Source organism: Hymenobacter norwichensis DSM 15439, assembly GCF_000420705.1.
In the GTDB taxonomy this organism is placed as follows: domain Bacteria; phylum Bacteroidota; class Bacteroidia; order Cytophagales; family Hymenobacteraceae; genus Hymenobacter; species Hymenobacter norwichensis.
In genome coordinates this window covers 490873-503333 of record NZ_ATVL01000009.1, presented here as the reverse complement: position 1 = coordinate 503333, position 12461 = coordinate 490873, and the positions used below count along the sequence as shown (strand labels likewise).

The following is a 12461-nucleotide window of genomic DNA, read 5'->3' as shown; positions in this document are numbered from 1 at the left end:
GCTTCCAGGAACCTTAGAGTACTTAAGAAGTAGCCGTTAAGAACGGCGCAATTGAAATTCGGCCAGCAGGTCGTCCAGCAGCGTTGCGACGGACGTGTCGGCCACCGAATCGTCCTCGTCCATTTCATCGGGGGCCGGGTTGGCGTCGGTGGGCATGCGGGGGTCGTCGGCGTAGCGGTAGAGCTGCCAGCCGGCGGTAGCGGTGTATTCCAGCGCAGTCAGGTTTTCCACCCAGTCGCCGGAATTTAGGTACACTACCTCCCCTTTCTCGGTGCTGACCTGCCGGATTTCGGGGCAGTGAATGTGCCCGCAGGCCACGTAGCTATAGCCCTGGTCGGCGGCAATGGTGGCGGCCGTAGCCTCGAAGTCGCTCACCAAACTCACCGCGCTTTTCACCCTGTCCTTCACCACCTTGGAAAGCGCGACTCGCGGACGGCCCAATCGGTGCAGCCCCCAATTTGCTAGCCGGTTTATCAGAATGAGTAAGTCGTAGCCCTTGGCGCCGAGTTTTGCCAGCCAACGCGAATGTTGCATGGTCACGTCGAAGACGTCGCCGTGGAACAGCCAGGTGCGGCCGTGCGGCAGTTCCAGCACCAGCTTGTTGTCGATGCGAAAGTGCCCGAGCCGGGTGCCGGCAAACTTGCGCAGCAGCTCGTCGTGGTTGCCGGTGAGGTAGTGAATATGGGTGCCTTTGGCGGCCAGCCCGGCCAGATGGCGCACGACCCGCATGTGCGGGGCCGGCCAGTAGCTTTTGCTGAACTGCCAAATGTCCACGATGTCGCCGTTGAGCACCAGCACTTTGGGCTTGATGCTTTTCAGGTAGCGCAGCAGCTCAGTGGCATGGCAGCCATAGGTACCCAAGTGAACATCCGACACCACGGCCACGTCTACGTGGCGGCGTTTTTTCCGGGGAGAAGCTGACGTGCTCAAAGGGCCGGCCGGGTTTTAAGGCGCGCACTAGGCAGCGTGCGCCGGGTGGGCAGAACGTTCTGCGAATCTTCGGCGGCGCTGTGAAAGCGCAGCGGAAACTGCAAAGCGCCTACGGAGCGCAAAAGGAAGGCGCCAAATAGTGCCAACTGAAACACGACGTAGGCCAGCCCGCGCACCATCCGGCGCAGCAGGGGCATTGTAACGGGAGCATGCATAATGAGAAGCCGTTTTACCCGTCTCAAATTTCGGCTTGCGCTATGATGTAAGGGTTACCCACAGGTTACGGTTAGGTCACGTTTCCCGGCCAAGGCCAGCACAGTCGGCGCTTGGTCAGCAAACAGGCCCACCTCAACGGGTCAGAACAATTTTTGGACGAAAACCAGTACACACCTTGCGCCAGCTAGTTATCTTTGAAGAGCTGAAACCTTATTTTTAGCTATATAACTGGTTTTTATATGAAGAAAGTCATTCTACTAGCCGCACTGTTAACTTGCACCTTAGCGGCTTCGGCCCAGTACATGCCGGGCAAGCCGCGCAAGAAATACATGGTAGCCAAAAAAGACGACGAGTGCCCTTACGTGCTCAATGTCACCAAGAACACCGACGAGGACGCCGAGGTAGATGCCTGCGTAACGCGTGTAGCCTACCGTCCCTACGCTGACCTGCTCACGGAAATTGATGCGCTGAAAAAAATCAAGAACTGGGCCGATACCACTTACCAGCGCCGGTTCAGCCAGCTGCCGCCCGGCGGAGAGCTGAGCGTGACGATGTACCGCCGCGGGTCGGCCAACGCCGACCCGGCTTTGCTGAGCGTAGTAGCGAAAAACAAGGAGGGCCAGGAGCTACTCAACGTACCAGCGCTGGCTGCTGGCAGTGGCCGCTTCTGGAACCGCGACTTATACATGAGCAAGCGCAGTATTCCATTTGTTAAAACAGAGGCTCCACAGGAGCTAACCTTACTTATCAACGACGCCAAGACCAAGCAAACATTTGAGTATATTGTGAAGGTTCAATAGATTGGACCCATTTGCATAAACACGTAAAAATCCGTTTCTGATTACCAGAAACGGATTTTTACGTGTTTATGCAAATGGGTTAATAGCTTTTGTAGTCTTACGCAACCTAAGCAGTTTTATTTGCGCAGCTGCACCCATTGCACGGCAATAATCGTCTTAGCGTCTTCTAACTGCTGGCCGATCAATTGTTCACGCGTGAGAGATACCAGTTCTATTTTCTCGTTTTCTGCTTCTAGTCCGCCGCCTTTACCGCTCTGGTTGCTGACCTCGGCGTAAAAAACAGTAATGGTTTCGGCGCTGCCACCGGGTGAAGGATACATGTGAGCAATCTGTTCGATGCGGTCTACGTCGAAGCCGAGTTCTTCCTGAATCTCGCGGCGCATGGCAGCTTCCGGCTCTTCGTCGTTGTCGATCATGCCAGCGGCTATTTCTAGCATCTCCGCTTCTGCCCCTACCCGGTATTGCCGAGTGAACAGGTAGCGTTCCTGCTGAGTGTCCCATACCAGCGCTGCTACCGCTTTTCCGGGTTCAAATCGTTCGCGCTTGAGTTGTTTGTCGCCGTCCTGCACGGTGAGCAGCTTCAATTTAAAATGACCGTCGTAGGCAGTTTCTCGGTTAACTATTTCCATATGGCAGAGTGGATGAGCAAGTATTTTTCAGGAAAGTAAACGGAAAACCGCGTCTAACGTGTTAGTCAGCGGGAATACCTTCCCCTGCTGCAACCGTTTTAGCGGTTTATGGTGTTGCTGAGTAAGCGACGCGCACTTTTTATACGGCTTTCTTTTCCTACTAGGATGCGCCCCGGTTTACGGGTAATTGCTAGCGTTGAGTGGCTTTTTCTGCCTTTTCAGCTTAGGCGTTGCGCTGGTTTTCCGGCTTAAAACTAGGTTGGCTACCCGGGGCCGCGCCTATTTCGGCGCAAAACCACCGACCTTTGCAGTCTTGCTTAGTACCCACTGCCCATCTGGCCACCATTAGGGCACGGCCTCGCTTTTTTTATTTTTGATGTCTTTCGACGAACTCAACCTGATTGACCCTATCCTGCGTGCTCTGCACGAGGAAGGCTACACCAACCCAACCCCTATCCAGCAGCAGGCTATTCCGCAAGTGCTGGAAGGCCACGACCTGCTAGGCGTTGCCCAGACCGGCACCGGCAAAACCGCCGCCTTCACCGTCCCGATTCTTCAGATTCTGCACCAGACTGCCCAGGTTGCGCGCACCGCGCCCGGCCGCATTCGGTGCCTGGTGCTCACTCCTACTCGGGAGCTAGCCATCCAAATCAATGAGAGTTTCGGCGCTTATGGCCGTCACCTACCTAAGCTCCGCTCCACCGTTATCTTCGGTGGCGTAAGCCAGCACGCGCAGGTGCAAACCCTGAAGCGCGGCGTGGAAGTACTGATTGCCACGCCTGGCCGCCTGCTCGACCTGATGAGCCAGGGCTTCGTGGATTTGCGCAACGTGGAAGTATTCGTGCTCGACGAAGCCGACCGGATGCTCGACATGGGCTTCATCCACGACATCAAGCGGATTTTGCCCAAGCTGCCTACTTCCCGGCAGACGCTGTTCTTCTCAGCCACTATGCCCGCCCCCATCCAGGAGCTAGCCAACACCATCCTCAAGCCGAACCCAGTGAAGGTGGCCGTGACGCCGGTTTCCAGCACTGCCGATACGGTAACGCAGGGTGTATACCTGGTTGACAAAAACGACAAGGCCGACTTGCTGGAGCACGTATTACAGGACGCCAACATCAAGCGGGTGCTGGTGTTTACACGCACCAAGCACGGCGCCGACAAGGTGGTGAAGACCCTGGCCAAAGCCAACATTCCGGCCGAAGCTATTCACGGCAACAAGTCGCAGAACCACCGGCAACGGGCCCTCAGCAACTTCAAAGCTGGCTCCACCCGCGTACTAGTAGCTACCGACATTGCCGCTCGGGGCATCGACGTGGACGACCTGACCCACGTTATCAACTACGAAGTACCCAACGAGCCGGAAACCTATGTGCACCGCATTGGCCGCACGGGTCGCGCTGGTGCTTTTGGTACGGCCCTCACGTTTGTGGAGGAAGAGGAGCGCGCCTACTTGCAGGACATTCAGAAACTGATTCGTCGGCAGATTGACCTCGTTGCTAACCACCCCTACACCACCCGCGCAGTAGCGCCGGTATTGCTGCACGGCAGCGAATCGATTAAGCGGCCAAAAGGTCCGGCCGGCCGGCCACCCCGCACCGGCCGCGAAGGCAGCTCGGCACGCCCACCGCGCCCTAGTCATGAGGCCGGTGCCCAGCGCGGCGGCCCCGACCGTAACCGTGCTACCGGCAACCGCCCCGCTACCGCCCGCCCTTCCGGCGACCGGCCCGCAGGCAATGCCTCCTCCAACGCTAACTCCGGGCAAGGTGGCCGCCGCTCTTTCCGCGGTGGCAACAACGGACGCTAGTCGCTCTTAGGCTCTTTTTAGGAACAGCCTCGGCACGTTGCCGGGGCTGTTTTGCTTTCTGGAAACGAAAAACTCCTATCTTCTGTAGTAAAACTGTGAGCGTAGCGCGTACTCTGCTTCTCAGCAAACAAAACAGCTTGCAACAGGCTTTTACGAACAGCGGTGAAGTTGCCGCTGCCCTTCCCTCATCCGACGACGTTTGTTTTATGGCTAATAGCACTCTTCCCGTCATTCAGGCACTCCGCGACACCGCTCACCGCTTAGCCACGCAGGCTCCTTACCAATGGGGCCATATGGGCAGCTGCAACTGTGGCCACCTAGCCCAGACCATTACCAAGCTGACCAAAGGAGAAATTCACGCCCGTGCCATGCAGCGTTACGGCGACTGGGAGCGGCAGCTAATCGACTACTGCCCCACTAGCGGCCTGCCCATTGATACGACTATAGACGAGATGCTGGCTCTGGGCTTCACCCGTACCGACCTCACGCACCTCGAAAAATTGTCCGACCCAACCATTCGGGCTGCTATTCCATTTGAGCGCCGCGACGCCCTGCGCCACAACCAGCGCGACGACGTAGTGCTCTATCTTCGGACGTGGGCTATGCTGCTGGAAAACCATTTGCTGGATGGCATTCAACTACCCGAGCTACTACCGTCTCCGGCGGCCGTCTTAGCCAAGTAGCTTTTTCGGTTCCCAACAAAGCAGAAAGCCCCACCAGATAAGATTCTGGTGGGGCTTTCTGTATGTGTCAATTTGCTCTGGTACTAGCCACGCTATGGCAAGCGCGCAGCAGTAGCCATGCAGGCTGGCTATACAAATAGGATTCAGAAGAAGCGACTAGTCGGCGTTGCTGCGCTGGGCCTCCCGGTAGCCTTCGGGGCGGTGGCTGCGTTTGTATTCGGCATCCGCGTTAGGATCTTTTTCGGCATCGGGGGCTTGCGAGCAAGATGCCAGGAATAACGAGGCGTTAACGGCGAGCAGGAGAAGCAGACGGAATTTTTTCATGTCCCAAAGGTAAGCACCACCCCGAAAATCGCCAAGGATACTTTCAAGCTTAATGACTGAGGTTTGGTGGCTTTACGCAACGCCGCTGGGCGAGTTGACAGGTTTGGTGGTGAAATAGAAATGTCTCTCTAGATCAGCTTTCAGTGCAGTACTCATTGGCGGACCAACTGATTACTTTTGACAACAATCAATAACACCTACCCCACTGTTTGTGTTGGCTATTGCAGTCGTCCCGGCCCCAACAGCTGTAAGATAGTCAGCAGCTGGCTACTACTATTCTGCACCCCTACTATCGTATCAGAGTTTTAGCAAGGCTAACTCGATTAGCGCGCTGTTTTCGAATTGCACTATGATTTTCCTTACTCGATTATCTTGGTAAGGTTCTTAGCATTTTCAATGCAATTGACTGCACTTCTTAGCATTTCGCGTTATTACACTTTATCAACCTCATAATAGCCACATAGTATACTAAATAGATACTTAACCTCACAGGTACCACTTGCTGATATTAAGCGTTTTATAAAACAAAAATATAGCTCAATAATTCAATAATTACCCACTATGACAACCTGCATTATTCTCACCTGACTACCATTCGATGCTGACCACTTATGCATACCTAACTCAACCTTACAAAGTATCCGAAAGATGCTATAGAGAGGTACTGACAAATTGCATTTCCTACGCTCAAACTGCGGCAGAAATGGTTAGCATACCAGCTCTCATTTGGCAGGGATAATAGCACTGCTACCAGCAGATAATACGGTTGCCAGCTTATGCGTTTTCCGGTTGATAATCGGTGAAAGTACCGTCTTGATAGAAGATGACGATACGCCGAATCGCCTTATCGGCTTTCAGAAAAGGTTGGGCGGCCGACGGTACCATAGGGCCAGTGTTATTGTCGTTGCGGGCTCCAGCAGCGGCTACCTGTGCGTTAGGTAAGGACGTAGCTGAATCAGAGCTGGCAGCTAGGGGCGTCGGTGCTGCGGGAATTACGGCATCTAGCAGCGCTGTGGCAATAGGTCTATGAGTACCCGGAGTAGCAACTACATCAGGGCTAGGGGGCATTGGCACGGATGGTACCACCTCACGTTGTAAGGACTCAGTGCTTGTATCAACCCGATTAGCATCAGAAACCACAGCTGTAGGCACCATGGTTAGCGTGGGAGGTTGGCGGGCCGCCGTCTGGTCACTAGGAGCAGGACGAGGTACCTCTGGCGTTTTAGAGCTGCTTGGCCGCTTCACAGCAACGGGTATTGGCGCCGGAACTGCTGCCACAGGAACTGGTTCCAAAGCAGTCATGCTCCCGGCACCCTTCAGCAGCCACGTCAACGACACGTCGGGAAAGGCATCTACTATCTTCTGCACTACCTCCAAACTGGGTTTGTTACGGCCGCTCAGGATATGGCTGACAATAGGCCGGGCTACGCCAATAGTATCGGCGAATTGCGTAGGCGTTAATTGACGGGCGCTCAGAATCGCCCGAATACGGTCAACCATGGGGTAGTAATACTATCATTAACAAATGTACGACTACACAATGAGATACTAGCCCAATCAATCAGCTAATTACCTTTGTAAATACGCGGATCTTTTTATATCCAGGGTTTACAATTATAAAACTTCACTTTGCGTCTGATTACAATTGTTATACAATTGTAATTCACTACATTGCCTCCCTATTTCTGCGGTGGCTATCATTCTTATCTGATACTAATCTGTTTCGTTCCGTTTCAATGGTAGCCCATGCCAAGAATTCTGCGCACGGAATTTCGATGCTCTATTAATTATTTGGAGCACACTAACTGAAAGGGCCCCGCCTACTGCCAGAAGCAGTGAGCGGGGCCCTTTCAGTTAGTGTGCTTTATCTAGCGTGGCAGCAGGCAGCGCTAGTTGTTGAAGTACTCTTTTGCCAGCGCCTTATCATGGCCGTAGATGTCGTCGCGGAAGTTGACGTTGCCCTCGTTGTCGACCCAGGCAGTGAAGTACACCAAGTATACGGGCAGGTGTTTGGGTAAGCTTACGTACTGCTCTTTGCGGCCGGCTATGGTTTCTTCTATCTTAGTCAGGTCCCAGCCGGGCTTGTTACGAAGCAGGTACTCGGCCAATTTTAGGGGCTCTTCTACGCGCACGCAGCCGTGGCTGAAACCGCGTTTGGCTTGGCTGAACAGCTCGTCGTGGGGCGTGTCGTGGAGGTAAATATCCTGCGAATTTGGGAAGATGAACTTCACGTCGCCGAGGTCGTTTTTCGGGCCCGGCCGACGGCGCAGGGTGTACTTCCACTGGGCCCGTGTCAGGTTAGCCCAGTCGATGGTGCTAGGGTCGATGGGGGTAGCTTTGGCACCCCAACCCTTTACCACTTCCATGTCCAAACGGTCGAGGTAAGCCTGCGGATTTGCAGCCAACTTGTAGCGCATCTCCTTATCAATAATGCTAAAGGGCACGTTCCAATACGGGGCCATTACCACCGACTCCATCTTGTCGCTGAACACCGGCGTAGCGTTGAGCGTCTTGCCCACAATCACCCGCATGTCGAATACTTCCTTGTTGCCTTCCACCACGTGGAGCTTGTAGTCAGGGATGTTGACGAGCAGATAATCGGGTTCGAATTTCTTGGGAATCCAGCGCCACCGCTCCATGTTCAGGATGAGTTGGTCGATGCGTTGCGCTACCGGAATGTTGAGCAAGCGGAGCGTTTCACCACCCACTGAGCCGTCTGCTTTGAGGCCGTTTTGGGTTTGAAAAGCCTTGACGGCTGCCACCAATTCGGCGTCGTATTTCTCTGCCGGAGCCGTGGTTTTCGTCGTCGAAGCGGGCGTAGCAGTTGGGTTGTTGGCTACCGTTTGCACGGGGGTCGCGCTGGCGTCAGCGGTGGCAGTAGCTGGAGCCGCTTCGGGTTTTGCGCCTAATAACCGTTGGCGCAGGAGCGCCACCGCGGGCGCTGCCTGACCAGGTTTGAGCTTGGTGGTAGCTGGCAACGTAGGCCAGCCGCCGTTGCGCTGGATGTCGCGGTATTCGGCCAGCGCCTTTTTCAACTGGTCATATTCAGGGTGCAAAGGCTCGAACTCATAGTACGGGTAAGTGCTTTCCCGTTCCTTCAGAATCGTCATTAGCGCCTTATGCAGCTTGATCTTATTGCGCTTCACCTGCCAGTCAATGGTTTTGACTTGGCGCGGGTTTACCGTGCCCCGATAAAAGTCGGAAGCCCAGTTGAAATAAGTCCCAGATAGAGCGACATCAATTTCCTTTTCCAGTGCGTTTCGCTTAGTAGAATCGGCTTTAACCTTCTCTAAATCAGCGAAAAGCTTATCAAAGTCCTTGGTCTTATATTCTTTAGGATCAAGGCCTTCATCGGCTGCCTTACTGATAACGCCGAGCATGGTTTTGGCCTGCGGTACCAGCTCATGGTCACGGAACCAACCCAGCCGAAAGTCTCGCTCCCGGTAGAATTTCTTGGCCCATTCAATCTGATCTTTGAATTTGGGCTCGGCACTCATATACTTCACTACGTACACGCTGTCGAGCTTGGGCTGCGCGCCTCCGGCCTTAGAGGCTACCCCAGGCAACGCGTCTTTTAGTTGAGCTTTCTGCTCCTGACTGCATGAGGATGCAGACGTGAGCACCGTCAGGCTAAGCAGCCAAAACAGTAAGGTGGTAAGAAAAGCAGGTCGGAATAAATTCATGCAAGTAGGTGGAGATAGACAAAACGAACAACAAAGTACCCGCTAGCTAGGAGCTGCAATACAGCTTTTCTAACTGAACAAGTAGTTGCGCGTTTTACTGCAATCCGGGTTGATAAGTTGCTTGGATGGCAGTATTCCCCACTGACTGCAAGTTAGCGGGTTTTGCCGACACCGTTGTTATCTAGCAATGCATGATTAGTTGGCGCCAAACCTCGCCAACGCCAGGCTTGCTGATGAGCTTGTTGGCCGCTCGCCTCAGTGCCTCTGGGCTACGGCGCAGGTGGTTTGGCTATCTTTGCGTCTTCGTCAACCGGCCGGCTACCCGCCGTTTTATCTCCTTGCGCCTATGTCTACCACTGCCTCCGCCCCTCACTTCACCCCCGACCCGCATAGCTACGCCCGGCCAGCGGAGGTAAGTGTACAGCACCTCGCCCTCACCCTGCAAGTTGACTTCGAAGCCCGCACGCTGGCCGGTCATGCCACCTGGGAAATCGTCAACCACACGGGCTCGACGGAGCTGCTGCTGGATGCGCGGGACCTGCATATTGAAGAAGCTTTGCTAGGTAACCTGACTGGTGAGGCGACCGACTTTTCGCTGGGCGCGACCGACCCGGTGCTCGGGCAGCCGCTGCGAATTGCTATCCGTCCCGACACCCAGCAGGTGACCATCCGCTACCATACTACGGCCGGCGCGGCGGCACTGCAATGGCTCACAACGGAGCAAACGGCCGGGCGCCAATACCCGTTTCTGTTCACTCAGTCGCAAGCCATCCTGGCCCGCACCTGGATACCGTGCCAAGACTCACCGGGAGTACGCTTCACCTACGAGGCCCAAGTGCAAGTGCCCGCCGAACTACTGGCTCTGATGAGCGCCGAGAATCCGCAACTGCGCAACGAAGCCGGAGCCTATAGCTTCCGCATGGCTCAACCGATTCCCGCCTACCTCATGGCCCTGGCCGTGGGCGATGTGGTGTTTGTAGCCCTCAGTCACCGAACCGGTATTTATGCCGAGCCCATCACGCTGCCCGTAGCCACCAGCGAGTTTCAGGACTTGGAGAAGATGGTAGCCGCCGCCGAGGAACTGTACGGTCCGTATCGGTGGGACCAGTACGATTTGTTGGTGCTGCCTCCCTCCTTTCCATTTGGCGGCATGGAAAACCCACGTTTAACATTTGTAACTCCTACTATTCTGGCCGGTGACCGGAGCCTGACCAGTTTGGTGGCTCACGAGCTGGCGCATTCTTGGAGCGGCAACCTGGTTACCAACGCCACGTGGAATGATTTCTGGCTCAACGAAGGCTTCACCGTGTACTTCGAGCGCCGCATTATGGAGAAGCTCTACGGCCGCTCTTACTCTGATATGTTGCAGGTGCTCGGTAACACCGGCCTGCACCATACCATTGCGGAACTGGGCGCGACTAGCAAAGACACTCACCTGCACCTCGACCTGGCCGGGCGCGACCCTGACGAAGGGCTCAACGAAATTGCCTACGAAAAAGGCGACTATCTCCTCCTCACCCTCGAACACCTGGTAGGCCGGCCCGCTCTCGATGCTTTTATTAAGCAATACTTCGCGCAGCATAGTTTCCAGAGTATGGATACTGCCTCGTTCGTAACTTATCTGCGGCGTGAGTTGTTAGACAAGACCGCTGGGCTCGAGGAAAAGCTTCAGCTAGATGCTTGGGTGAACGGCCCCGGCATTCCGGCGGTAGCTCCGGCGGTTCACTCCACTCGTTTCGAAGCAGTGGCCGAGGCGCTGAATAATTGGCAGAACGGCACAGCCGCAATCGAGCTACCTACCAGCAATTGGAGCAGCCACGAGTGGGTGCACTTCCTGCACGGGTTGCCGCAGAGCTTAACCATCGAGAGATTAGCGGAGCTAGATGCTGCCTTTGGGTTCACGCAGTCCGGCAACGCTGAAATTCTGGCGGCCTGGTTTCCGCACACCATTAGAGCCGGCTACGCCCCTGCCGATACAGCCTTGCACCACTTCCTGACTCACGTGGGGCGGCGCAAATTTCTGACGCCGCTTTACAAAGCGCTACTAGCTACGCCCGGCGGCGCCAAGCGGGCGCGCCAGCTGTATGCCACTGCTCGGCCCAACTACCACTCAGTAGCTACCAGCACTTTCGACGTGCTGCTTGGAACGGCGGAGTAAAATTAGTTGAGCTTGGACGAAAGTTGGTGTGGGTAGGACAAGCCAAAGAACCAGTGTTTTTCTTGCGGACCTTCACCTATTATTCAGTTTCTAAGCACTACTTTCTAGCTTCGCTATAACGCTGGCTGGCCCGAAGCTTGCTTCCCGGAGAATTCCGGTTTTCCTTTTGTGTTGTACTAGTTGATATTTTGCGTTGAATACTTCCAAACCTTTGGGTAAGCTCATTGCCATCGGCGGCAACGAAGACAAGGGCACCTACCCCAACCCTCGTACCAAAAAGAAATACTACCTCAACTTTTTTGAGCTTGGTATCTTGAAAAGAGTGGTCCTCGAATCCGGCAAAGAAGACCCGCGCATCGAGGTTATCACTACGGCTTCGATGATTCCGGAGGAGGTAGCCAAAAGCTACCTCAGCTCGTTTGCCATGCTCAATTGCCATCAGGTCGGCATCATGGACATCCGCACGCCAGAAGACGCGCTGCTACCCGAGTACGTGGAGCGGCTGCGCAAAGCCGACGTAGTGATGATGAGCGGTGGCAACCAGTCGCGCCTCACCCAGATGTTTGGGGGCACTGAGTTTCTGCGGGTACTCAAGCAGCGCTACCACAAGTCACCCAACTTCGTTATTGCGGGCACCTCAGCTGGGGCTATGGCCATGTCGCAGACCATGATTTCGGGGGGCAGCGTGCCCGATGCCCTGATGAAGGGCGCCGTAAAGATGGGCACCGGCCTGGGTTTGCTCGACACCGTAGTGATTGATTCGCACTTTGTGAAGCGCGGCCGTTTTGGCCGGCTCATCGAGGCAGTAGCGCTACACCCCAAGCTTATCGGTATTGGGCTCGGCGAAGATACCGGTGTGCTGATTACGGGTGGCAACCAGTTCGAGGCTATTGGCTCCAACCTGGTAGTTATCATGGACGGACACAAGCTGGAGCACAACAACGCCACGGCCGCTCGCAAAGGCGAAGCTATTTCCATTGAAAACATGCTGCTGCACGTGCTGGTAAAAGGCAACGTGTACGACGTAGTGCAGCGCGAATTCTACCCGAACCTGAAGCTGCTGCTCCAGGCCGCCGAGTCGGAGCAGCTGGTAGCTGACAAACCTGCCAATGCCCCGTCGTCCGTGTCCACCAGCGCATAGGAGCTTGCTCTGCTGTTTTCCACGCAAAAGCCCCGTTTCCTAGCTGGAAACGGGGCTTTTGCGTGGAAAATTAAGCTAAATTCCGTTCGT

11 protein-coding genes are annotated in these 12461 nt (G+C 55.0%); 5 read left to right on the top strand and 6 right to left on the bottom strand.

All coding sequences use genetic code 11. The features are described 5' to 3' along the window. Positions 1-36: 36 nt before the first annotated feature. Positions 37-930: a UDP-2,3-diacylglucosamine diphosphatase gene (locus G536_RS28500; RefSeq protein ID WP_022824808.1), complete on the bottom strand. Its 894-nt coding sequence runs from the start codon at positions 928-930 to the stop codon at positions 37-39. Further along, the gene (locus G536_RS0117020; RefSeq protein WP_022824807.1) at positions 927-1127 is read right to left on the bottom strand and encodes a hypothetical protein; all 201 of its coding nucleotides are present in this window, start codon (positions 1125-1127) and stop codon (positions 927-929) included. The genes G536_RS28500 and G536_RS0117020 overlap by 4 nt, the downstream gene beginning before the upstream one ends. Before the next feature lie 258 nt (positions 1128-1385). On the opposite strand from G536_RS0117020, the gene G536_RS0117015 reads away from it, so the two are divergent. After that, the gene (locus G536_RS0117015) at positions 1386-1946 is read left to right on the top strand and encodes a hypothetical protein (RefSeq protein WP_022824806.1); all 561 of its coding nucleotides are present in this window, start codon (positions 1386-1388) and stop codon (positions 1944-1946) included. A gap of 116 nt (positions 1947-2062) precedes the next feature. Here G536_RS0117015 and G536_RS0117010 read toward each other — a convergent pair whose 3' ends face one another. Then, complete coding sequence (locus tag G536_RS0117010) at positions 2063-2575, bottom strand: NUDIX domain-containing protein (RefSeq protein ID WP_022824805.1); 513 nt, start codon at positions 2573-2575, stop codon at positions 2063-2065. Between the two features lie 376 nt (positions 2576-2951). Here G536_RS0117010 and G536_RS0117005 point away from each other — a divergent pair, with 376 nt between their 5' ends. Continuing rightward, the gene (locus G536_RS0117005) at positions 2952-4382 is read left to right on the top strand and encodes a DEAD/DEAH box helicase (protein ID WP_022824804.1); all 1431 of its coding nucleotides are present in this window, start codon (positions 2952-2954) and stop codon (positions 4380-4382) included. A gap of 206 nt (positions 4383-4588) precedes the next feature. Beyond that, positions 4589-5065 carry a hypothetical protein gene (locus G536_RS0117000; protein ID WP_022824803.1) on the top strand — a complete coding sequence of 159 codons (477 nt, stop codon included), beginning with the start codon at positions 4589-4591 and terminating at the stop codon, positions 5063-5065. Between the two features lie 156 nt (positions 5066-5221). On the opposite strand, the gene G536_RS32265 is transcribed toward G536_RS0117000, so the two are convergent. The 3 genes from G536_RS32265 to G536_RS28490 form a co-directional block, all read right to left on the bottom strand. Next, a complete protein-coding gene (locus tag G536_RS32265; RefSeq protein ID WP_022824802.1) occupies positions 5222-5389 on the bottom strand; it encodes a hypothetical protein in 168 nt (55 codons plus the stop codon). 774 nt (positions 5390-6163) lie between these two features. Further along, positions 6164-6889 carry a helix-turn-helix domain-containing protein gene (locus tag G536_RS30835; RefSeq protein ID WP_022824801.1) on the bottom strand — a complete coding sequence of 242 codons (726 nt, stop codon included), beginning with the start codon at positions 6887-6889 and terminating at the stop codon, positions 6164-6166. A 389-nt stretch (positions 6890-7278) separates the two neighbouring features. Further along, positions 7279-9072 (bottom strand): L,D-transpeptidase family protein, encoded by a 1794-nt coding sequence (locus G536_RS28490; protein WP_033370378.1) that lies wholly within the window; start codon positions 9070-9072, stop codon positions 7279-7281. Positions 9073-9418: 346 nt separating this feature from the next. On the opposite strand from G536_RS28490, the gene G536_RS28485 reads away from it, so the two are divergent. Both G536_RS28485 and G536_RS0116975 read left to right on the top strand, forming a co-directional pair. Beyond that, positions 9419-11230 (top strand): M1 family metallopeptidase, encoded by a 1812-nt coding sequence (locus G536_RS28485; RefSeq protein WP_051167003.1) that lies wholly within the window; start codon positions 9419-9421, stop codon positions 11228-11230. 193 nt (positions 11231-11423) lie between these two features. Then, complete coding sequence (locus G536_RS0116975; protein ID WP_022824799.1) at positions 11424-12371, top strand: cyanophycinase; 948 nt, start codon at positions 11424-11426, stop codon at positions 12369-12371. Positions 12372-12461: the final 90 nt, after the last annotated feature.